Source organism: Mesorhizobium sp. Root157, assembly GCF_001427385.1.
Classification (GTDB): Bacteria; Pseudomonadota; Alphaproteobacteria; order Rhizobiales; family Rhizobiaceae; genus Mesorhizobium.
On sequence record NZ_LMGJ01000012.1, the window covers coordinates 433 to 22,318 of the forward strand.

General features: G+C 63.9%; 16 protein-coding genes and 1 tRNA gene. 10 read left to right on the forward strand and 7 right to left on the reverse strand.

Annotated elements, in window-relative coordinates:
• Positions 1–419: 419 nt before the first annotated feature.
• Genes yidC through rpmH form a run of 3 tightly spaced genes read right to left on the reverse strand, consistent with a single transcriptional unit; the run spans position 420 to position 2,741 of the window.
• Positions 420–2,228, reverse strand: a complete 1,809-nt coding sequence (yidC, locus tag ASD64_RS08085) for a membrane protein insertase YidC (RefSeq protein ID WP_056103454.1) — start codon at positions 2,226–2,228, stop codon at positions 420–422.
• 8 nt (positions 2,229–2,236) lie between these two features.
• A complete protein-coding gene (gene rnpA, locus ASD64_RS08090; protein ID WP_056103457.1) occupies positions 2,237–2,590 on the reverse strand; it encodes a ribonuclease P protein component in 354 nt (117 codons plus the stop codon).
• A 16-nt stretch (positions 2,591–2,606) separates the two neighbouring features.
• Positions 2,607–2,741: a 50S ribosomal protein L34 gene (rpmH, locus tag ASD64_RS08095; protein WP_056103458.1), complete on the reverse strand. Its 135-nt coding sequence runs from the start codon at positions 2,739–2,741 to the stop codon at positions 2,607–2,609.
• A gap of 439 nt (positions 2,742–3,180) precedes the next feature.
• On the opposite strand from rpmH, the gene ASD64_RS08100 reads away from it, so the two are divergent.
• The 7 genes from ASD64_RS08100 to ASD64_RS08130 all read left to right on the forward strand — a co-directional run bounded on the left by ASD64_RS08100 (position 3,181) and on the right by ASD64_RS08130 (position 10,471).
• A complete protein-coding gene (locus ASD64_RS08100; RefSeq protein WP_056103460.1) occupies positions 3,181–4,668 on the forward strand; it encodes a sensor histidine kinase in 1,488 nt (495 codons plus the stop codon).
• Positions 4,669–4,836: 168 nt separating this feature from the next.
• Positions 4,837–4,913: transfer RNA gene (locus ASD64_RS08105), tRNA-Arg, on the forward strand.
• A gap of 275 nt (positions 4,914–5,188) precedes the next feature.
• Positions 5,189–5,641, forward strand: coding sequence for a hypothetical protein (locus ASD64_RS08110; RefSeq protein WP_156460071.1), 453 nt, complete (start codon positions 5,189–5,191; stop codon positions 5,639–5,641).
• 522 nt (positions 5,642–6,163) lie between these two features.
• A complete protein-coding gene (locus ASD64_RS08115) occupies positions 6,164–7,369 on the forward strand; it encodes a MucR family transcriptional regulator (protein ID WP_056103466.1) in 1,206 nt (401 codons plus the stop codon).
• Between the two features lie 389 nt (positions 7,370–7,758).
• Complete coding sequence (locus ASD64_RS08120) at positions 7,759–9,471, forward strand: hypothetical protein (protein ID WP_156460072.1); 1,713 nt, start codon at positions 7,759–7,761, stop codon at positions 9,469–9,471.
• Positions 9,472–9,920: 449 nt separating this feature from the next.
• A complete protein-coding gene (locus ASD64_RS08125) occupies positions 9,921–10,136 on the forward strand; it encodes a hypothetical protein (protein WP_056103472.1) in 216 nt (71 codons plus the stop codon).
• A complete protein-coding gene (locus ASD64_RS08130; RefSeq protein ID WP_056103474.1) occupies positions 10,133–10,471 on the forward strand; it encodes a DUF2958 domain-containing protein in 339 nt (112 codons plus the stop codon). Before ASD64_RS08125 ends, ASD64_RS08130 begins: the two co-directional genes overlap by 4 nt.
• A gap of 138 nt (positions 10,472–10,609) precedes the next feature.
• Here the strand turns inward: ASD64_RS08130 and ASD64_RS08135 are convergent, their stop codons facing one another.
• Together ASD64_RS08135 and ASD64_RS08140 are read right to left on the reverse strand one after the other, a co-directional pair.
• The gene (locus ASD64_RS08135; protein WP_056103478.1) at positions 10,610–11,401 is read right to left on the reverse strand and encodes a hypothetical protein; all 792 of its coding nucleotides are present in this window, start codon (positions 11,399–11,401) and stop codon (positions 10,610–10,612) included.
• A complete protein-coding gene (locus tag ASD64_RS08140) occupies positions 11,388–11,687 on the reverse strand; it encodes a hypothetical protein (RefSeq protein ID WP_056103481.1) in 300 nt (99 codons plus the stop codon). The genes ASD64_RS08135 and ASD64_RS08140 overlap by 14 nt, the downstream gene beginning before the upstream one ends.
• A gap of 433 nt (positions 11,688–12,120) precedes the next feature.
• Here ASD64_RS08140 and ASD64_RS08150 point away from each other — a divergent pair, with 433 nt between their 5' ends.
• Entirely contained in the window at positions 12,121–13,551 is a 1,431-nt protein-coding gene (locus tag ASD64_RS08150) for a MobA/MobL family protein (RefSeq protein ID WP_056103489.1), read from the forward strand.
• Positions 13,552–13,626: 75 nt separating this feature from the next.
• Here ASD64_RS08150 and ASD64_RS08155 read toward each other — a convergent pair whose 3' ends face one another.
• Entirely contained in the window at positions 13,627–14,991 is a 1,365-nt protein-coding gene (locus tag ASD64_RS08155; protein WP_156460073.1) for a tetratricopeptide repeat protein, read from the reverse strand.
• A 257-nt stretch (positions 14,992–15,248) separates the two neighbouring features.
• On the opposite strand from ASD64_RS08155, the gene ASD64_RS08160 reads away from it, so the two are divergent.
• Positions 15,249–19,373: an autotransporter domain-containing protein gene (locus ASD64_RS08160; RefSeq protein ID WP_056103494.1), complete on the forward strand. Its 4,125-nt coding sequence runs from the start codon at positions 15,249–15,251 to the stop codon at positions 19,371–19,373.
• Positions 19,374–19,383: 10 nt separating this feature from the next.
• Positions 19,384–19,944: an invasion associated locus B family protein gene (locus ASD64_RS08165; RefSeq protein ID WP_244480739.1), complete on the forward strand. Its 561-nt coding sequence runs from the start codon at positions 19,384–19,386 to the stop codon at positions 19,942–19,944.
• A 147-nt stretch (positions 19,945–20,091) separates the two neighbouring features.
• Here ASD64_RS08165 and ASD64_RS08170 read toward each other — a convergent pair whose 3' ends face one another.
• Positions 20,092–21,798 carry an integrase family protein gene (locus ASD64_RS08170; RefSeq protein ID WP_056103497.1) on the reverse strand — a complete coding sequence of 569 codons (1,707 nt, stop codon included), beginning with the start codon at positions 21,796–21,798 and terminating at the stop codon, positions 20,092–20,094.
• Positions 21,799–21,886: the final 88 nt, after the last annotated feature.

Here is a 21,886-nt window from a genome sequence, read left to right on the forward strand (position 1 = left end):
TGCTCTTTCCGTTGGAAAGCCCGCCGCAAGACGCCGGCCTGTCGGATGCCCTCGGGTCCACTGGCGCCGAACCAATGGGGGGAGGTCACCGCCGCTCTCCCTGATACCCGGTGCGCACCAGGTTCCCGCAAGAGCGATGGGCTGGAGTATGGGAGGGATTGAGAGGGTGTGGACAAGAATGCCGGCGGTTTCTTGTCGAAGCGAGCGGGATCAATGGATTGGCGGAGTGAAGGGGGTTGGTTTGATCCACGATTGACCGCCGCGATCAGCTTTCAACGCTGTCGAACGGATCGCAGGTCTGGGCCGCTGGCCTATTGCCAACATGTCACGAAATGGATTCCGGAAAAGACAAGCCGGCAGTCTTTTACTGCCGGCTTCGTGTTGCGGTTTGTGGACGTGGTGCGACCGGCCGCGCCTGCCTACTTGGCCGGTGACGGTTTCTTTCGGAACAATCCGATCAGATTGTCCCACAGTTCGATCTTGACGCCCTGGCGCTTCATGATGACGCCTTGCTGGATGATGGAAAGCAGGTTGTTCCAGGCCCAGTAGATGACGAGGCCTGCCGGGAACCCGGCCATCATGAAGGTGAAGACCACCGGCATCCAGGTGAAGATCATGGCCTGTGTCGGATCGGGCGGGGTCGGGTTCATGCGCATCTGCAGGAACATGGTGACGCCCATGATCAGCGGCCACACGCCGATATGCAGCAGCGTCGGCACGGCAAAGGGCAACAGGCCGAACAGGTTGAACAGCGATGTCGGATCGGGCGCGGCAAGGTCGTGTATCCAGCCGAAGAACGGCGCGTGCCGCATCTCGATGGTGATGTAGAGCACCTTGTAGAGCGCGAAGAAGACCGGAATCTGGATCACCACCGGCCAGCAGCCGGCGATCGGATTGATCTTCTCCGTCTTGTAAAGCTCCATCATCGCCTGCTGCTGCTTCATCTTGTCGTCCGCGTATTTCTCGCGGATTTCCATCATCTTCGGCTGCACCTTCTTCATGTTGGCCATGGACGCGTAGGATTTGTTGGCCAGCGGGAAGAAGACCGCCTTGACGAGAACGGTGGTGGCGATGATGGCAAGGCCGAAATTGCCCAAAAGCTTGTAGAGCGTGTCGATCAGCCAGAACATCGGCTTGGTGATGAAATGGAACCAGCCCCAGTCGATCAAGAGGTCGAAGCGGCGGATGTCGCGCTCCTGCTCATAGGCATTGATGGTGCCGACTTCCTTTGCCCCGGCGAACACCAGCGATTCAACGGTGGCCGACTGTCCGGCTGCAACCGTGATCGGGTCGCTGAGGAAGTCCGACTGATAGCGCGGGCGGCCGTCCTCGAAATAGGCGAAGCGCGGCTGGAACGGCTGCTTTGCGGCAGGGACCAGTGCAACCGCCCAATACTTGTCGGTAATGCCCAGCCAGCCATCGGTGGACTTGCCCGGCGTGAACTGCTTGTCGTCCTCCATAGCGGAGTATTTGTGTTCCTGCAGGCCTTCCTCGCCGGTCACGCCGATGAGGCCCTCATGCAAGACATAGATCGAGGCGGTCGTCGGCTTGTCGAAACGGGTCACTCGTCCATAGTTGGACAGCGTGATGTCGGCCGCGGCCGTGTTCTGGACCGTATCCGATACCGTGAACATGTAGTTGGCATCGACGGAATAGGTCCGCTTGAAGGTCAGGCCCTTCTCGTTGGTGAAGGTAAGCGTGACGGGCGTCGAGGGGGTCAGCGTGCCGTTGCCGTCCACCGTCCATACGGTCTGCGGGCCGGGCACCGTGCCTGTCGTGTCGTTGCCGACGAAGCCGATCTCCGCATAATAGCCATTGGGCAACGCTGCCGGATTGAGCAACTCGATCTCGGGCGAACGGTCGTCGACGGTTTCGTGATACTGCTTGAGCTTCAGGTCGTCGAGACGCGCGCCGGTCAAATTGATCGAGCCGACAAGCCTCGGTGTCTCGATCTTGACGCGCTGTGTCGAGGCAAGGATGTCGTCGCGGCCAAGGATGCCGCCGGCATCGGCTCCGGGAGCCGACGGGATCGCACCGGGTGCGGGTGCCGGCGTATCGGTGCCGGTCTGAGCCGTCCCTTGGGCGGCCTGAGTTTCCGCGCGGCCCGCCTCGACCTTGGCGGTTTCACGCTGCGCTTCTATGCGCGGGTTCATGTAGAAGACTTGCCACAGCGTCAGGATCAGCACCGACAGCGCGATGGTGATGAAGAAGTTACGGTTGTTTTCCATCGAAAACCCTATTGTGATCCGCGCAGTCGGCGGGAGAGTTCGGCTTTGAGCAGTCCGAACGGTGCAGCAAGCACATCGTTGCGTCCGACGATGACATAGTCATTGCCGGGCACCATGTCACTCGCCGCATGGACGCGAACAGCCTCTTTCAGGCGCCGCCGGACGCGGTTGCGAACCACGGCGTTGCCTACTTTCTTGGTGACGGTATAGCCGACACGAGGCGCGCCGCTGTCGCCGCGCTCAAGCGTTTCAACGAGAAAAAGCCGCCCGCGGCGCTTTTCACCACGCCGGACGGCTAGGAATTCCGCACGTTTCAGCAGCCGGCCGGGTCTTTGCCCTGTTGGCTTGCCTGCAGCGGGCAACGATCTCGTCTTCCGTTCAGGCGCTGAGACGCTGGCGGCCACGGTTGCGGCGGGCAGCAACGACGCTGCGGCCTCCCTTGGTGGCCATGCGTGCACGGAAGCCGTGCCGGCGCTTGCGGACGAGTTTGGACGGTTGGTAGGTACGCTTCATTTGTTTTAATACCGCGGCGTGCGGCCCTTCTTGGAACTGTCACTGGTGCAACAGGAGCTGTGCCGGGGCTCTATTTGGCGCGACCGAAACCGCGCCGGGATGGATGGCCCGAGCGTGAGCGGCTTATATGGACAAGCATTTTGGAAGTCAATGCGCGGCCTGGCCCACGCATTGACCCGGCATTGGGGAAGCAAAGCGGGCGCATTTGCGTTAGTTATCGCACAGACGTCGTGCCGTTGTTTCGGTATCTTCAGGCTGCCGCAGCCCGCCATGCCGGGCTGCGGCGGGTGTCGTGGAACGTGGTCCAAAGGGCGGCACTCCAAGGTGGCCTCGGACAATGGGGAACCCGCTTGTCTTTCTGGAGTTGCATGGGAACAAGGAGGGTGGAGGCGGTTTGGCACCGAGACGAAAGCCAAGACCGCTTCGGGATCAGGAGCGCATGAGCCAGGAAACGCCCGCCGACAGCGATAATCCGGGGCAGGACCAGCCGCACCGCACGGTGCCGCTGGCGCGCGGACTTTCCACAAAGCTTCTGTTCTTGACCATTGCATTCGTGCTTCTGGCCGAAGTGCTGATTTTCCTCCCCTCGATCGCCAGCTACCGGATGAGCTGGTTGCAGGAGAGACTGGGCACCGCCGCCGCCGTCTCGATCGTGCTTGTCCAGGGAGACCCGGCCTCGCTTTCGCGCGCCGCGCAAAACGATGTGCTGATGGCGATTGGCGCCAAGGCGATTGCAGTGCGCGATGGTGGCGTGTCGCGCCTTCTGGTGGTCGCGGACATGCCGCCGCAGGTCGATGAGCACATCGACGTTGCAAATACCTCCATGGCCGAGGAAGTGATGGGCGCGCTCGACACGCTTGCGTTCGGCGGCGAGCGCATGCTGCGCGTGTTCGGTCCGGTCGGTGACAGCCACATGGAATTCGAGCTGATCATGCCCGACCGCGACCTTCGCAGCGCGATGCTGACCTATTCGCGCAATGTCGCCTTTCTGTCGTTGCTGATTTCGCTGTTCACGGCGACGCTGGTCTATGCGGCGATCGATCGGATCATGATCAGGCCGATGCGCACGATGACCCGTTCGATGCTGGCCTTCTCGCAGGCGCCCGAAGATCCCGGCCGCGTCATCCAGCCGGCCGATCGCTCCGACGAAATCGGCGTTGCGGAGCGTGAACTGTTCCAGATGCAGGAGCGGCTGCAAAAGATGCTGGCCGAGCGCAAGCATCTGGCCGATCTCGGGCTGGCGGTGTCGAAGATCAATCACGACATGCGCAACATGCTGGCCACCGCCCAGTTGATCTCCGACAGGTTGCGGATGGCCAAGGATCCGACGGTCCAGGCCTTCGCGCCGAAATTGCTTCGGGCCCTCGACCGCGCGGTTTCCTACTCGGAAGGCGTGCTCGCCTATGGCCGTACGCAAGAGCCGCCGCCGTCGCGGCGGAAGCTGCGCCTGCGGCAACTGGTTGACGAGGTCCACGATGTTCTCGACGTCGATAACGACTTCGAGTTCGTCAACGCGGTCGAACCCGGCTTCGAGATCGATGCCGATTCCGATCAACTGTTCCGCGTGCTGACCAATCTGGGCCGCAATGCGGTGCAGGCAATGGCGGCCGATGCGGAAAGCGCGATCGTACGTCGCTTGACCATCTCGGCCGAGCGCACCGGCAGCGTTTGCCGCATTCTGGTCACCGACACGGGTCCCGGCCTGCCGCCGAAGGCGCGTGAGAATCTGTTCGCCGCGTTCCGGGGCTCCACCCGCAGCGGCGGCACCGGATTGGGCCTGGCAATCGCGCAGGAACTGGTCCGCGCCCATGGCGGCACTTTGGAGCTTGCTGAGAGCGTGGGCGGCAACACCTCCTTTGCCGTCACCATTCCCGACCAGCCGGTTCGTCTCGACCAGGCGCGCTCCGGCCTGCGGCGACTGGGATAGTCGGCGGTCATTGGCTGGACGCCGCCGTCGGTTCGATTGAAGATTGTCTCTCGCAAATCTTTGACGGATCGGCTTGCTTTTCCGAAATTCAGTCGCTAGTGAACACGGCACGTTCGCGACTGGTCGTCGAAACCAGATCGTGGGGGCCGTTCTTTGAAGGCCTTTTGCGCGCCCGTAGCTCAGCTGGATAGAGCACCAGACTACGAATCTGGGGGTCAGAGGTTCGAATCCTTTCGGGCGCGCCATTCATTCCCTTACAGCGCAAGGAACACGGCCGAGTTAGAGAGGGGCGCTTGTCCTCCTCATTCTGGCTTATACCAAGTTCATACCACCGCGTAAATCTGGCGGGTTAATCAGATCGAGGCAATTCTAACGAAATCCGGCCGCGCGGTGGGGGCCAACTCCTAGAGCCGGAGGGCGCCCGGGAGAGCTTTCAGCGCTTTTCCGTGACGAACGGAAATGTCCCTTGCATCTTTCCCGTTCGTCACGGAAAATGTTCGGACCGCAGGGAGGGCCAGCCATGTCAGATCAGGAACCTACCAAGCCAAGGCGCGGACGGCCGCCGAAGCTCGGCGCACTGTCGGCAAAGGAGCGCGCCGCCGCATACCGGGATCGGCAAGCTGCTGCCGTCGAGCGGCAGCTATTGCTCTACCGGGCGGCGATCCGTGAAATCGACAAGCTGTCAAACCCATTATCAGACCAGCGGGTGGGCGTGACGCAGGCCGACTCTCCGGCGACGGCACTCACATACATGGAAAGCCGAGTGTCCGCGATCATCCGACAGCTCGACGCTTGGCTGCTGATGGCCGGCACACCCCGAGGCGGGGAGATGGGCTTGATCCAGCCTCATCTTGACCTTGCGTATGCCGACGACCTCCAACTCGGAGAAGACCGCAGGAAGGCGGTCAAGGCGTGGAAAGAGGCGGAGGCTGCGCGTTCATCATCCAAGGCCAGGGCCGATAAATCACCCTGATTTCCCGTGACCTCACTCCCCGGCGACATCGATTCCGTCGCTCTATGGCCCCTCCAGGCGCGACATATTCTTGCGCGATCGCTGTAATCCGCCGTTCTGCCCTGAAAACCATAAGGTCCCGAGCTCGGCTAATGAGGTAGTAGCGAGGGCGGAGGACGCGCGCGAGGGAGTGGAAGCACAACCCGCGCAGCAGGTCATACAGTCCGTTCGTCGGGGTGGGTCGGTCCCGCGTCCCGGCCAATGGGCCGTCGCATACTGACGCTCCTGCGGCACACCTGTTAACCGAGCTCGCGGCCGCGAATTGGCCTCCGGTGCCGTCACGGCAATACCTTCCTGCCGGACGTTCCGGCGCCTCCGCTTTATACGCTGCTCTTCTCTCCTGGTCCGCATGTCGTGCCAGGCACGGAGCGCGGACACCCAAACCAACAATAATTGTGCATTTCGTAACCGCCGCCCTGCTAGGGCCCCCGGTGGGCACGAGGGGAGGCTGGAATGGCAGACAAATTGTCGAAGGTAACGACGTTGGACCACGCGGCCACCGCCGCTCGTTTCGACTATGATGTGGTCGCTCCGGAACGTCGTGATGCTTTGCGGGAGGACGCCCGCGAGATCCGGCTTCGCCTGATCGAGTCGGCGGGGGCCATGATGGACATCGGCGAGCGTCTGGCGCGCTCGCGATCGGCGCTGCCCCATGGAACTTGGCTTCCCTGGCTGACGGCCGAGACGGGTATGTCGGTACAGTGGGCGCGGAATTGCATCAACCTTTATCAGCGGTTTGCCGACGAGCCACTGCTCCTGTCCGACCTCGATCTCGCGCTGCCTCCCACCGCCATTGTCCGGCTAGTCGCCGCGCCGGAGGCGGCATGGGAGGACGTTGTTGACCGGGTGCGCGACGGAGAGAAGATGCGGGTCTCCGATGTCGAGGAGGTCATCAAAGGACACCGCGAGCGTGAGAGAGCAGCGGACGGCAAGGCGCCGCGCGTACAATCATCCGTCTCCGCCAGGGCTGGAACGGTTCCGGCGGTGGATGCCCTTCGCAGGTTGGCGGATCGCGCGCGCGACGACCTTGTGCCGCAAACGGTCGAGCGCATGCGGGCGATGCTCCAGGTTCTGGAAGCTGCCGAGGAAAGGCTGACGACCGGGCCGCGCGTTACCAAGGCTGAACTACAGAAACTCTGGAAGGAAGCCCAATGGCTGACCGACGCCCTTGAGCAGCTTACGCAGCGCCGGGCGGATTCGCGGGCGCATCTCGTCCACAAGACGTTTCTGGACCGTCCGGCATATGAGCCGGGACCATGGGCCGGCGCGGCGGCGTTCCTCGCCGACATCGCGTCGTCGGAGGACTGCGCCGTGACCCTACGCACGACCGACCCGGCGACTTTCGTGCGGCGAGGCGTGAGGCTGCTGCGCGCCGTCCTGGCCCATCCTTCGCCGGAACCAGTCCCACCAAAGCTGCCGAAGGGGCTGAGAAGCATCCACAACGCGCTGACGATGGATTGGATCGTGTGCCTGGAGGATGGCAAGAAGGTCGAAGACCTGGGGGACCATCTGGCGACGCTCGGCATCAGCCCGGAGGACTATCGGCGCAAATGGGGCCTCGCTGAGGAGTATCCGATGCAGGCGCCGCGGAAAATTCTCAGGCACGGGCCGACTTTAGAGGTCGATTACGAAACTGGCGAAATGCATCGCATCACGATCGAGGCCGACGAGACGGGCGGGCCGGAGTAATCCGCTGGACCGCCTTCCAGTGGGTCAGCCTTCGATGCCACAACGTATTGACCCATGCCGGGATGCCGGTCAGCATCAAAAAAGCCGCGATCACAGGGCGGGAACCCTACGCGGCTTTTCAGGGGCTGTTCAACAAAAATGAACATAGACGCTGCCATTGTAAAGCCCCCGCATAAGAGCGGGTGACCCCCAGGCCGGGATATATCCCGGCCGGACAGCAGCCTGAGACTACCCCACAAACCAAATTTGTTGACGCCCGCAGACAGCGCGGGAACTTCCATCCCGAAGGTCTGGACAAACCGCTCAGCTTCCATTGGAAGGCGGACTATTCGGCGCTGGCCGATGTGCTGGACCTTCCGGCCTGCCGGAGCGGTCGCGGCGAGACAGCGATGGCGTCCATCGTGTTCGACGCCGCGCTGACCGCACGGGCGGCCCCCGGCCGACGCATTTCCTATTCGCGCCGCAAGGCCTTCTATGCCGCCGCCGGCCGCTACCACGGGACCGGATACGGCTATGACAGCGTCGTGCAGGCGGTCGATGCCCTTGTGAACGCAGGCCATCTGGTCGAGCACGACAAGGTGAAGGGCGGCCGGGCGACGGGCTGGCAGAGTTCCTTCCGGCCAGCCGACCACCTTGCCGACGCCGTGCTGCCGAAGGCCAAGCGGCATGTCGGCGAGCTTGTCCGGCTGAAGGACGAACAGGGCAGGCTTGTCGCCTATCGCGACACCGAGCGCACTGTGCGGGACCGCCGCTTCCTGGAAACCGTCAACGAACGCATCGCGGCGGCGGACATCCGCCTTCCTGCCCCTGGCGCTGTCCTGGACGGGCATGTGCTGCGCTTCGACCGCCATGCCGTCTATCCGGACATGAAGGCCCTCTATCGGGTCTTCAATGGCGGCTGGACCCTTGGCGGGCGGATGTATGGAGGCTGGTGGCAGCAGGTGCGGTCGCACGACAGGCAGCACTTCACGATCGACGGCGGCAGAACCTGCGAGGAGGACTACCCGCAGCTTCATCCCCGCCTTCTCTACGCGATGGCCGGCCACCGTCTCGATGGCGACGCCTATACGCTGGACGGATGGGACAGGAAGCTCTGCAAGAGGGCCTTCAACATCGTCGTCAACGCCGAGACCTATCACGCCGCACGGGGCGCCCTCCTTCCCTATGTCGAGGGCGACGAGCGGCAGGCCGCAGCGCTGATCCGGGAGATGAAGCGCCGTCATTCTCCCGTCGCGCGGCATTTCCATTCCGGCCTCGGAATCAGATTGCAGTATCTGGACTCGGAAATGGCCAAAGCGGTCTTGACCGAACTGACGGTGAAGAAGGGCATCGCTGTGCTTCCCATCCATGACGGCTTTCTTGTCCGAGAGGAAGACCGCCCAGACCTCCTGGCGGCGATGGAAATGGCATTTTCCCGGCAGGTTGCCACTGTCGAGAAAACCCCTATAAAAACAACCGATTGCCCTACAAACACCCCACATAGGAAGGAACGGCGCGCCGGGACCATGCCGCCGGAACCTCCTCCCGTCTGTCCACTCTCCTTACCTGATGCGGACTTCAATACCGGAAAGGACCTTGCAATGCCGTCTTCGACCTCCGCCCCTGTCAGGCATCTCGGCCCCGGGAGCGCATCGGAGGGCGATGGTGCCCCGGCCGTGCAGGCTGAGCCGATTGTGCTGCCCGAGCGTGTTAGGACGCAGGGCTCGCGGGTGCCGTGGACATCGAGATGCGCACCCACGGGGCGCAGGCGAACGCCAACAACGGATCTGTCGCTCCTCCGGCAGATGCTGGTGCAGACAGCGGCGGCGCGTGTCCTCGCCAGCGTGGGGGAAGGCACGGGGATGGCGGCGGCGGTCGAACGCGTCATCGCCGCCATGACGGCCGAGCACCCGGACATCACCTTTCCGGACTCGCGGCCTGGACCTCGCCTAGCCTTTCGGGAAACCCGCAGCGGCCGGGGGTCGAAATCGGCGCCGCGTCTTCTGACGCCGGGCGAAGTCCTTGCCGCATGCATCGCAGAGGAACGTGGGGCCGAAGCGGAACGGGCTCAGCAACCGCAAGCAACCGGAATCGTCGCGCACGACATCGAGGCGACCTTCTGACAGGCATTACCTGCAATTCGACGGGACCGTGCCGGATGCAACTGCAAACGCCGATCAGGCCGAATCCGGTAATATTCGGCCTTCCCGGGAATTTATGAGGCCCTCAGAAGCCCATTGAGCGCCCGCGCGCGACCTCTCCCTACCTCTGACCCACGGAAAATCGCGCAATTCTCCGGAGGCCGAGCCATCGCGCCATGGCCTTCCAGAACGTGCCGAAGGGCAATCGGCGGCCTCGCCGCCCGCTTCCCCTACCGTGCTGCCTGAGTCCTCCCGTGGCGGCCCAAACCCGAAACAGGGGCCGTTCCTATGGCTTTCCTACGACAGTCACACGGGAGCCGGCCATGGCCGAGCGCAAGCGTCCCTTCGGGAGCCAGCCAGTCCCTCCTGTCCTGCCGTCAGGTTCGCATGGAACGGCCGCATCGGGCGACCGTCGCACAAGGAGACAACCCATGGCACAAGGACAGAAAACGGCCGAGACGGGCAAATCGTCCCTTCCCTCTCACGACGTCTATACCGTCGAAGGCGAGGACGCGGACAAGAGCTTCTGGACGAGGATCGGATCGGCATGGCCACACGCCGATGGCAAGGGCTTCAATCTCGCGCTCATCGCCGTCCCGTTCAATGGACGGATCGTGCTACGGGTGCGCAAGGAGGCGGGCCAATGATCCCCCGCAGCCTGTTCAACGAATTGCTCGCCAACGGCATGGAGACCGCGCGCGGAAGGGAGTGCGACTTTCATCCGGTTGTGAAGCTGTTCGACCCGAACGGCAGCGCGGTCTGGCTGCTCGCCGAAATCGATCCGGCCGAGCCCAGCCGCGCCTACGGACTTTGCGATCTCGGGCAGGGGTTTCCTGAACTCGGTTATGTGGACCTCGGTGAACTCGCTACGGTCCGATCGGGCTTCGGCCTCCCCATCGAAATCGACCGCAGCTTTTTCCCGACCAGACGCCTCTCCGAATATGCGGAGGAGGCGCGCCGCAAGGGCAGGATCGTCACCTGACAACGGTTCGGGGACAGGCTCGGCGGATGGAGCCTGTCGCCCTGTCCGCCGGACGGCTCCTTCCGGACACGCGATTGCCGCCTCGCCGTGAAGGCGTGTTGTACGGCTTCGCTCCTCCAGGCGTTGACGGCGGAGCGGTCACGGCTTCCGAGGCCTGGTGTCGGGGCTGTCGTCAGCGTCGGGTATCGGGACATTGCCGGGCGACGGATCGGCAGCGCGCCCGCCTGTCATGAGGTCCTCGCCGCGCTTTGCCCATTCCGGCGCCAGCCGGAGAATCTTCCGGTGGCGCATCGAACTCGGTATGTCCATGCCGGACACGTCGGGCGTGCCGAATGGGGCGGCTGAGATTTCCTTTTCGAGATCGTCCCAGCCAGCCGTCGCTTCAATCTCCCTGAGGAAGATTGCCAGCGGGAGCGAGAAGCGATCGAGGATCGCCCATTTCGCGCGGACAGCCTCGTTGTCGAGCCGGCCCCGATTGCGGATCAGGAAAGCCACGATCTGGGCGGCCTCCTTGCCCGTCGCGAGGAACTCGGCGGGCGGCTGATAGCTCGGCTCACGGATGCCTCCGGCTGTGTCGCCAGCATCCTCCGGATCGGGAAGCCGATCGATCTCCACGTCTTCGTCCGGCATCGACGCGAGAGGCATCCCGCCGCCGTCTGGCGCAACCTCCCCTTCCGTCCAGGAGAACGCTGGGAACGGCCGTCGCTCGAAGATCAGAATGATGAGGAAGGTTGCCGCGATGAGCGGCCAGAGCGACCGGCGGATACGACGGTGCCTTGCGTAACGTGCGGCCCGGTTCCAGGCCACGTCACCACAGCCCTTTCGGCGGCCAGCTTCGCGTTTGAAGATGGAGCGGGCGGCGGCGGGAGGGGCGCGGCCGGCACGATGGTCCCGCGAGCGAACGGTGGTGGAAGCGTTATTGGCCTCCATGATCGGCCTCCGGCTCATCCAGCGAATAGGGTGTGTGGCGCAGCACGGCGCGGTCTTCGGGGCGGCTCAGATAATGGTCGAGCCATCGGCGAAGCCCTGCGACAAGCTGCTCGCCTTTGCCGGATTCGGCGAGCGCCAGGACGGCAGCGCCGAGCGTGTATTTGAGTTGGTTGCGTGTGCGCCTGTTGGACTGGTCGAGCGACCGTCGCAGCCGTGCCGTCCTTGCCCGCGCTTTCCGCTCCCTCAATCGTGCCAGTTCCAGTTTCTGTTCGATCGATCCGGCCATATCGCCTCTCCGCTGTTGAATGCTTCGAGGACGATGTTTTGGCTGGATTTGCGCCGGCGCAAGAGCCGACACAACATCAAGGCATGAAGGATGAAATCAAAGGGCTGAGGCTCGCCTATACATTCCTTGCGGAACGTCGCTCGAAGAAAGATCTGGCGTCCGCCGAAACTGGCGCGCGCCGGCGTCGCGCGTCCGCTTTGCCGCGTGCCGGGACGGAGATCGTTCGAGTTTCGAACCGTTACCGTCGTTTCGAAATTCGAAAGGCTCGGATCGTTTCGGGATTTGAAGCTTCCAGTTGCTTCGAAGGTCGAACCGTTTCGCCCCTACCAGATTCAGGATTGGTTCGAGATTCGAACTGTCGGGATCGTTTCGGATCTCGAACCGTCGTCGCTTCGCAATCCGAACCGCTGCCGTGCCGTCGCCGGAGGTTGCCATGAGTGATTTCTTCCGCGTCCAGCTCGACGTGGTCGCCCGCGCGGAAGGACATTCGGCGGCGAAGCGGTCCGCCTACCAGTCCTGCGGTGTCGTTATCGCCCATGACGGCGAGCGTTTCGACTTCAGCCGCAAGGCTGCCGAGCACGTCCAGACGATCATGCTGACACCGAAGGGCGCGCCGGACTGGACGCACTCACCGGAATCCTTGTGGCAACGCGCGGCCGCTTCCGAAAAGCGCGTCGATGCCCAGGAGGCGCGCATCCTGGATTTTTCGATGCCGCGCGCCGTGCCGGCCGAGCTCTGGGAAGCCTGTGTCTGCCATGTCTATCAGCCCTTCGTCGCTATGGGCATGGCGATGCAGGTAGACATCCATGACAGCCCCGCCAGCGATGGCGGGCGCAACATCAACATTCATGGTCTGGCTACCTTGCGGGAGATCGACGGGGAGGGCTTCGCCACGCGCAAGAACCGGGGCTGGAACGATCGCTTCAGGGAGCGCAACGGCCGCGTCATTCGCGAGCTCTTCGCCGAGCGTTTGACGGCGTTCTGCCGCGCCCACGGCGTCGACTACCAGGGCGATGCCCGGCCCAACAGCGAGCGGGACCGTCCCGATCCGGAGCCGGAACTCCCCCGGTGGAATTTCGAGGCAGCCGAGCGGACGGGCCAGATGACAGAAGCGCTGGCCGCCCTTCAGCAGCACCGGGCGAGGCGTCGCGAGTGGGAGGCAGCGCAGGCCGAGGCGATTGAAGCAACCCTCGACCTGGTGAGGATCGAGAGCCGCATACGCGAGCGACGGCAGCGGCGCCTTGCCCCGGCGGGGACGGCAGACGCTCGGGCCGACAAGCCTGACCGCCGCGCGGGCATCCTTCGCGCCTGGCACGAAGCGCAGGACTGGATCGATGCCGACGCCGTGGCAGCCATCGCATCCACCCGATACGATGCCGAGCGATCCTGTCTCTGGATCGACCTGACGGACGGCAGCACCCTCATCGACAGGGGCGATTCGATCGCCCTTCGCGGCCGGCTCACCTGGCAAGCCGCGCTGGAAACTGCCGCAGCCGCAGAGCGCCACGGCTGGACCGAAGTGCGGGTATCCGGCGATCAGGCCTATAAGGATGCCGTCAGCGTGGCGGCCATGCTTCGCGGCATCGCGGTCACCAATCACCAGCTTTCGCCCAAGGCGCGGGCGCAGCTTGACCGATTGCTTGCGGAACGCGCCGCAGAGACCGGACTGGGAGAGAAGCCGGACCCGTCACGAAATTCGGCCGCACGTCACGAAACCCGCTTTCGTTCGATGACGAGTCACGAAATCCACCGGAGCATCACGAAACCCGCCCGAGCAGGGGCCGGAAGTCCTGCTTCAGCGCCGGACGACGAACAGCCGCGGCCCGTCCTGACGCTGAATATGTCCTGCCGGACTCCGCCATGAAATGGCTTGGAAACCGATTGGGCACGTAGTCCAGCGCAGCTTCATACGTGATCCTGGTCGCAGTAGAGGCTCAGTTCACCAAATGGCAGGCAGGCCTGCTGCTATAATCTTTTCTCGGAAGTCCGCATCCTGCCGCGCGTCGGCGAAGGCTGGGTCTATGCCGTAATAGGCGAAGCGGCGCGTCGGCGTACGCGCGAGGTGGTCCGCCGCGTCCGCCCAGGCGCCGGCCAATGCATGCCAGTGCGCGACAAAATAGGGGTCCTTCTGCGTGACGGGATTGGCTCGCGCAGCGGAGATCATGGCTTCGACCATCTGTTCAAAGCCGCCGCTCCGCCATCCGCGCTGGCCCGCCTCAGCGACGTCAAGTCCTGCGGGATCATCCGTTAACAGGAACCTCTGGGTGAGCGCAGCGAGATATTCCGGATAGTTGCCCAGGGCAAGTTCAGCGAAGGCCAGGAACCGATACGGCGACCGGTAGCCTGGCTCATTCCGAACGAGTTGCCCAAGCAGTTGCCGAGCCACCTCTGGACTCGCCCGGCCGAGCTCGATCATCGCCTGCGACACGACAATAGATCGTGACAAGGGCTCCAGTTCGCGCGCCGCCGCGATCTCGACGGCCGCTTCCCCATAGTGTCCCTGCGCCATCAGGACGGAGGCGAACCAGTGCCGGGCGGTGGCGTCCCTCGGGTCGAACTTTGCGGCGCGCTCAAGAAGCCTTGCCCCACCTTCATAATCTCGGTTCCAGAAAAACAGGATGTCGCCGAGCACACTGTGAGCCCGGGCATTCGACGGGTCTAGCAAGATTGCACGCTCGGCCGACATCCGCGACAGCTCGTAGCCTTCGTCGACGCCGGTCACGCCATATTCGACCATCAGATTGTAGACGATTGCCCGGTCCGCGTGCGCGGCGGCGAAGGCCGGCTCGATTTCCAGGGCGCGCTTCAGGAGATCGGCCGCCTGCTGGAGGCTCTCCGGCGTCCGCTTCTGCCAGAGATACGCCGCCTCGACATGAAGCGCCCGGGCCTCATCCGCGATCTGCGCGGTCCCGCCGCCGTCGGCATAGCGCCACGCCACAAGACCTGCGCCGGACGCGGCCAGGCCCATGGCCGCCAGTCCGAAAGTCAGGCGCCTCCTGTTCGGCGGTCGGCGGTTGGAGACCGCGGCCTCTACAGGCCAGGCGCCGGAGCTTTCTTTGGCCGGCTCGGTCGCCGTTTCGAGGAGTTCGTCCGGATGCCCTCTGATCCAGGCATCGAGCTCATCGGGAAAGGCATAGACAGGAACCCCCTTGCGAGCTTCGCCGCCATGCGGGCGATGGACCGGCAGATCCCGCGTGGCGGCCCAGCGCTTCACGGTGCTCTGGTTGCGGCCAAGATAGGCCGCCACGCCCCGCCAGCCGTTGAGCGGCGCGCCCCGCGTTTGCTTTTCGACTTTCTCGTCCACCTGCCCCAATCCCGCAAGCGCGCCAACCACGCAAGCCACGCAAGCCACGCAAGCCTAGCACAAATTCCCATCCTGCAAATGTTCCGTGAAGTCGGATGAGTCGGTTAGATCGCGTCATGAACCGACAAAACAGAAGCTCAGAACAATTGCGCGAAGCAATGAGCTTTTATGAGCCTTTTTGCGCTTATATATCCGTATTGCCGCAACCGCGCTTCTCGCTAGCCTATTGCGTCAGGGTAGCGGGGGAGCATGGAAGCATGTCTGCATCACATCGGCGGCTGTTGAGCGGCGTATCAGGCCTCGCGCTCGCCAGCCTCGGGGCGCTTGCGAGCGCGCCAGAAACAGCCCATGCAGAGGAATGGCTCGGGACCGTCTCGACCGATTGGTACGATCCGGCCAATTGGGATACAGGCGTGCCCACTGGGGCGCTCGACGTGCTGGTCAACAACAACAGCATGCCCAATCCGCTCGTGCTTGGCAGCGGCGCCGTCGACCTCAACGGCCGCAGCATCGCTGTCAGCGTCACCGCAGACGGCGCGATGACGCTCAGCGGCGGCGCCAGTCTGACATCGGGACAGTTGACCGTGACCCGCGATCCGGGAACGAAGGGCATCGTCACCGTCACCGGCGGCTCTTTCTGGTCGACCGACGCTACCTTCATCGGCTTTCAGGGTGAGGCTCAGCTTCGCATCGAGAATGGCGGTGTCGTCACAAGCAATGCGACGATGATCGCGCGCATCGGCGGCACCGGCACCGTCACGGTGGACGGCGCCGACTCGCGCTGGGAAATTACGGATACGGAATCCTGGTTCGGAGCCTATGGCGACGCAACAGTAACCGTCAGCGATGGCGGCGTGATTACCAACAGCGGCAGTGTTCAACTGGGAAGGCAAGATACCGGGTCCGGCGCGGTCACGGTCGACGGCACCGGGTCGAGCTGGGAGATCGGCGAAGACCTGACCATCGGCGTGGAAGGCATCGGCTCGCTGAACGTCCGCAATGGCGGCGTGGTCACCAATAGCCGCCGCGTTCACCTCGGAAGCCTGGGGTCGGCGACCGGCGCGGCTACGGTCGAGGGAGCCGGCTCGCGCTGGGAGATCGGCGAAAACCTGATCATCGGCCGGGAAGGCACGGGATCGATGGAGGTCCGTAACGGCGGCTATGTCGAAGCCGACATCGTCGCACTCGGCAGCCGGACGGCCGGAAACAGCGCTTCCCTGATTCTCGATGGCAGCGGCAGCGAGTTGCGCGCTCCTGGCGGCATCCAGATCGGCTTCATCGACGAACCTGTCATGCGCATCACAGGCGGCGCGAAGCTTGTCACAGGCAAGGTCGATCCCAATCCGTTCATCGGTCGCTCCTATGTCGGCTATCTTCAGCCGAGGGGGCGAAGCGCTTCGGTGCTGATCAGCGGCGCAGGCTCGATCTGGGAAGACGCCAAGTACATCATCATGGGCAACTCATCCGCCAACGCGACCGTGACGGTTGAGGAGGGAGCTACCTTTAACGGTGCGTCGATCGATGTCGGTCGCGGGCGCAGTATCGACGCGTCGAACCCGGCTGATCCGTTGTCTGGTCACTCCCGCCTGCTGGTTTCCGGCGCCGACACAACGGTGAATTTCGACTGGCTCGCCGTCGGCAATGGGGGAGCCAAGGGCACTGCGGACATCTCCGCTGGCGCGGTGGTCACGACCGGGCGGACTCTGCTCGGGGGTGGAGCCACTATCCAGGGAAGCGGCGGCATCGTCGCGTTGTCCGATGTCGATCTTATCCTGTCCGGCGCCGGCACAAGCTGGACAGCAACGCAAGCGAGCGAAAATTCCTTCGTCGCGGATACTGGCGCCATTCGCATCCGCGTCACTGACGGCGCCCGACTGGATGTCGCCGGAGATATGCGGCTGGTCGGCGCGTATCCTGACAGAGTGTCGACGCTGCTGATGAATGTCGAAGGGGCCGGCGAGGTCATTGCCGGCGGCGACGTGCTGCTGGGTTACGAGGGCACGTCAATCGCCAGCGCCACTGTCGATGGGACGGGATCGGACTGGACTGTCGACGGGCAGTTCGTCGTCGGCGCGGAAGGTTCCGGTACGCTGCGAGCCATCAATGGCGGCAGGATCGCCGCCGGCGGTGTGGAAATCGCTCGTGAGGCCGGCTCCGCCGGCACGCTCGTTATCGGCGGAGCGACAACGGCCGCGACGGCGGGCATCATCGACACGGCGACGATCGCCTTCGGCGCTGGCGACGGGCAACTGATTTTCAATCATACCGACGACATCATTTTCTCCGCAGCCCTTAGCGGCGACGGCGAGGTTCGGCAGCAGGCCGGACGCACCAGTCTCTCCGGTGATTCCTCCAGTTTTTCCGGCACGACCTACGTCAACGGTGGTGTGCTCACGGTTCTGAACAAGCTCGGCGGAACGGCGGAGGTTGGTGATGGATCGGTGATTACCGAACTTGCGGTGATCGGAACCGGCAATGTCGATGGCACGTCGATCAACGTAGCCAACAACGCCTTCGCGACGTTCCATAGCGGCAGCAGCGCTCGAAGCGCCGCGATCGTCTCGACCGGGACGGTGAATGTCCATTCGGGCGCCGACCTGAGCGGAGCGCGGCTTGTTGCGAATACGGGCGGTGAGTTCACCATTCGTTTCGATCCGTTCGGCGCAGAGACGCACGGCTTCGGCTCGATCGAGGGCGCGGGAGCCTTTCGACTGGCGGGAACCGGCAGCGACGATCTGGTCGAGGTTGGCTCGGACAACCGCTCCACCACCGTCTCCGGCGCGATTTCCGAGATATTCGACGCCGTCAGCCTGAGGAAGATCGGCAGCGGCGCGCTGACTCTTTCCGGTATCAACACCTACACGGGAGCGACCCACGTCAATGGTGGCATCCTGAACGTCGCCGGATCTCTGGTTTCGGCAGTCAGCGTTAATGCGGGCGGGACGCTGATGGGCATCGGCACGATCGGCGGCCTCACCGTCAATTCCGGCGGCAAGCTGGCGCCCGGCAATTCCATCGGCACGATGACCGTCGTCGGCGATGCCAGTTTCGGCGCGGGCTCGACCTATGAGGTGGAGATCGCCGCCGATGGCACGTCGGACCTTCTGGCGGTCGATGGTGCGGCCTCGCTCGCCGGAACGCTTTCCGTTCTCGGCATAGCCTATCCGACCGGATATCCGGACGCGCAGGACTACACGATCCTGACAGCGACTAATGGCGTGACGGGAGAGTTCGATACCGTCACCGACAACCTGCCCGACGTGGACGTGACGGCGATCTACAATGCCAACGACGTGGTGATCGGCTACGACAAGACGACCGACACGACCAGCCCGAAGGAGATCTATCCCAACAGCCTTCAGGCGAGCCTTGGCGCCGGGCGGCTCTTCGCCAACACCTTGCAGCAACGCGGCCAGCTTCACGGGCTGGGCGGGCACACGCTCGGCGGCGTGGTCCCGCTGGGCTACGGCCCAGTCGAGGGAAGCCATACGGCCGACAATTTCGTGACAGGCCTGCCGCGCTACGGCGTCGCCACATGGGCGAGCATCGTTGGCCTTTCGCAGGATGTGGACGCCAATGGCGGCGTGACGGGGTATGACGCGGGCACCTACGGACTGGCGAGCGGCATCGACTCGACCTTCGATCTTGGCGGCGCGCTCGGCCGGGCGGGCGTGGCCTTCGGCTATACGAACACGGACGCCGATACAGGACTTTCCACTGCCGATATCGACGCATGGCATGTCGGCCTTTATGGCGGCGTGGAGAACGGCCCATTCGCGCTCTCCGGGGCACTCTCCTACGCCTGGCAGGATTACGACTTCTCCCGCGACGTTCCCTTCATCGGCGGCGGTGGCGTAACGGCGGGGGGCGAGGCTGACGGCAGCCTCTTCGCCGCTTCCCTCGAAGCCTCCTACGACCTCGCCGCGCGCATGGGCATTCGCCAGGACATCGGCTTCCGCCTCGCCCCGACCGTCAGCCTCGATCATGTCCATGGCAGCCGCGACGGCTTCACAGAAACGGGCGCGGGCGTGCTGAACATGGTGGTCGGCGAGGACGACATCTCGCGTACCTGGCTTGGCGCTGGCATATCCATGTCGGCGCGTATCGTCGGCGAGAGCGGGGTCGTGTTCACGCCGGAACTGCAACTGATGTACGAGCACAATGTCGGCGACGACCGCGCCGTCACCGCCTCGCAGATCGTGCCGGCGGCAGCCTTGTTCACCGCGCCGGGCGTGCTGGAGGACGACGACTTCATCAGCGTCGGCGCGGGGCTCGGCATCGACTTCAACGAGCGCACCACGCTGAAGCTGCGCTATGACGGCTCCTTCGGCTCCAACACGCAGAGCCATCGCGGCCATGTGGGCCTGTCGGTCAGGTTCTGACGAAGCCGCCGTGGCCGCATCGCGCAGTCCCGTGAAGAGTGCCGCCGCCGTCCGGACGGCTCTCTTCGGCCTTGCCCTCGCACTGTGCGGAGCCACGACGGCCGCCGCACAGGAAGGGCTGCCGGGCGGCGCCTCATCCCTGAACGAGACGCATGGCGATTGGGTCGTGAAGTGCCAGCAACAGAATGCCGCCACCCGCTGCGCCCTGTCGCAGAGCCAGGTGAACCAGCAGAGCCGTCAGCGCGTGCTGGCGATCGAACTCGCGCCGGATGACGATGGTGAGACGGCGAGCGGCGTCGTGATCCTCCCCTTCGGCCTGCGGCTTTCCTCCGGAGCCGTGCTGCGGATCGACGAGGGCGCGCCTCTGCCTGCCCTCGGCTTCTCAACCTGCCTGCCAGCCGGCTGCCTCGTACCGCTGACCTTCGACGCGGCGATGGTTGCCGCGTTGCGCGGGGGAACCGCGCTCAAGCTGACGGCTGTCGCCAATGACGGCGAGCAGCAGGTGGCGTTCTCGATTTCGCTCACCGGGTTCAGTTCGGCGCTGGCGAGGGCGGCAGCGCTCGATCAATAATGCAGTTCGCGCTCGATTATCAGTGAGGGGATATGGAGTACGCAATGGGCCTGGCTCATCGATAGCGACTCGATCGACCCGTAGGAGTTAACCTTACGTCAAAGGTTTCGGGGACGGTGCACGTCCGTTGTGAGGTTCGGATGTTTGTTACGCCATCTCTGCCTCACGCCAATTCTCCGGTGGTTCGCTCGTATCTCTGAGCGCGGAGAGCTTCAGTTTCGGCCGTGCTGCCTCCCATTTTTCGAATGTGACATACCACGGTTCCGACGCCGAAAAGGATGGCTTCTCAGGTCGCGCTGGGGCCGGGTGGATTGGTGGCGGTACTGGACGAAATGAGGAGCGTCGGGGGCGATGAGAAGCCCATAAGGCATCACAGGCGGCGAATAGTGCGTCCGTCCAAGCTTCAATCGCGAACCGCTTCAATTCGAGCCGCTGCGAATAGTCATAGGCGATGCGCGTGATGTCGGCCGAGACGATCGGCGCCTGCCCGGTGGACACGTCGGCATGGTCGAGAACGGCCGAAATGGCATCACCTCGAACGGCGAGATCGGCGCAGGTCGTTGCAAACGTACGGCGCATGTCGTGCGGACTGAAGTAGGGAACGCCGTCTAGCAGGTTCGGCGCGTCCTCGATCACCTCTCCGGCTTTCGCTGCCTCATCGCGAAGCCTCCGGTCGGCCTCCAGGTCGGCAGGACGGCCGCGAAGGCGGTCGAGGAGCAACTTCGGGGAGGAACGTGACAAGGGCGCGTCGGTGTTCTCACCCAACAATCGGAGAGCCGGAAAGGCAAATTCCGACTCCGTGCCGACTGCCATCCGGACACGCTCCAGCAGCATGGAAGCGCGGTGCGGGATAGGTAGGGAATGCGGTCGTTTTCCTTTCATCACCTCTGGAGGGAAGAAGGCTACTTTCCAACCCTCCGGACCGTCTGGCCACGGCAGCACATGCACGCGCCGGAGGGACAGCCCCGCGCTCGCGCGCTGAGCCGTCAGAGCTAGCCACCATAGCCCGCAAAGCACCGTCTCCGACGTTTCCCGGCCGCTCTCGCGGCCGGGCATAGCCCGATGCTTTTCGGCCATGTAGAGGACCGTCGCGATTCCCTTCAAGGATGGATACCGGGAACGTGGTGCGGGAATGGTGGAGTCCAACTTCTCCACTTCCAGCCACCATTTCGGCGCACCCTCCAAGCCCGCGCTGCGGCTGTGCTTCTTCCGCGCGAAGGACAGGGCGCCCTTGGCGTAAGCGACGAACTGGCGCGAGGCCGTTTTCCTTCCGGCCTTCTCGCAGACGTCGCGGATCTCCTCCAGATCGCCGGGTCGGAGTTCAGACAGCAGCCTGCCGAACAGCGGCTTGGCTTCCTCCATCATCAGATATCGGCGGGCCTCCGCCGCCGTCGAAAGGGAAGGCTGCTTGACGATCCCTCGCGTTGTCATCCGGGGGTTGGAGAGATAAACGTCGGCGTATTGGGTCGCCAAATCCTCCCACGTCCATCGGCCCGCAGCGCGCGCCTGTTCGCTGGCTACCTTCGCGCTGGCTTTCTCGTGGTCCTTCCCGGCCTGCCGGGACCGCACATAGGTTCTTACCTCAGCGCCATCCCGCATGAGCGCACGAGTCTGCGCGGCAAGCTCCCGTGCAGCCTTCGCGGTGCGGATCTCCGCCAGGTTACCGAGCGACTTCGTTCGGCCAGCGAACTTCAAAATCCAAGATGCGGAGCCGCCCTGAACGCGGAGGGAAAGGCCGCGGCAGATGTCGTCGGCAATGATGAGGGGATCACCGCTCGTATGGCGGCGCGCCTCGGCTGCGGCCCGCGCCTCCTGAACTTCGGCGGGGCCGATGTCAGCTCGCTTCGATGGCATGCCCGTGAATCCTTGTTTCGCCGATCGGAACCTAGCAGGCTCCCGGTTAACGGGCTTATACCAAGCTCATACCACGCTCAACCGATAG

Excerpts from the sequence above, each read along its gene's own strand:
- rpmH (WP_056103458.1), bottom strand. The coding sequence starts at position 2,741 with ATGAAGCGTACCTACCAACCGTCCAAACTCGTCCGCAAGCGCCGGCAC.
- ASD64_RS08130 (WP_056103474.1), top strand. The coding sequence starts at position 10,133 with ATGATCCCCCGCAGCCTGTTCAACGAATTGCTCGCCAACGGCATGGAG.
- ASD64_RS08100 (WP_056103460.1), top strand. The coding sequence starts at position 3,181 with ATGAGCCAGGAAACGCCCGCCGACAGCGATAATCCGGGGCAGGACCAG.
- yidC (WP_056103454.1), bottom strand. The coding sequence starts at position 2,228 with ATGGAAAACAACCGTAACTTCTTCATCACCATCGCGCTGTCGGTGCTG.
- ASD64_RS08110 (WP_156460071.1), top strand. The coding sequence starts at position 5,189 with ATGTCAGATCAGGAACCTACCAAGCCAAGGCGCGGACGGCCGCCGAAG.
- ASD64_RS08170 (WP_056103497.1), bottom strand. The coding sequence starts at position 21,798 with ATGCCATCGAAGCGAGCTGACATCGGCCCCGCCGAAGTTCAGGAGGCG.
- ASD64_RS08125 (WP_056103472.1), top strand. The coding sequence starts at position 9,921 with ATGGCACAAGGACAGAAAACGGCCGAGACGGGCAAATCGTCCCTTCCC.
- ASD64_RS08135 (WP_056103478.1), bottom strand. The coding sequence starts at position 11,401 with ATGGAGGCCAATAACGCTTCCACCACCGTTCGCTCGCGGGACCATCGT.
- ASD64_RS08160 (WP_056103494.1), top strand. The coding sequence starts at position 15,249 with ATGTCTGCATCACATCGGCGGCTGTTGAGCGGCGTATCAGGCCTCGCG.
- ASD64_RS08150 (WP_056103489.1), top strand. The coding sequence starts at position 12,121 with ATGAGTGATTTCTTCCGCGTCCAGCTCGACGTGGTCGCCCGCGCGGAA.
- ASD64_RS08120 (WP_156460072.1), top strand. The coding sequence starts at position 7,759 with ATGGCGTCCATCGTGTTCGACGCCGCGCTGACCGCACGGGCGGCCCCC.
- ASD64_RS08140 (WP_056103481.1), bottom strand. The coding sequence starts at position 11,687 with ATGGCCGGATCGATCGAACAGAAACTGGAACTGGCACGATTGAGGGAG.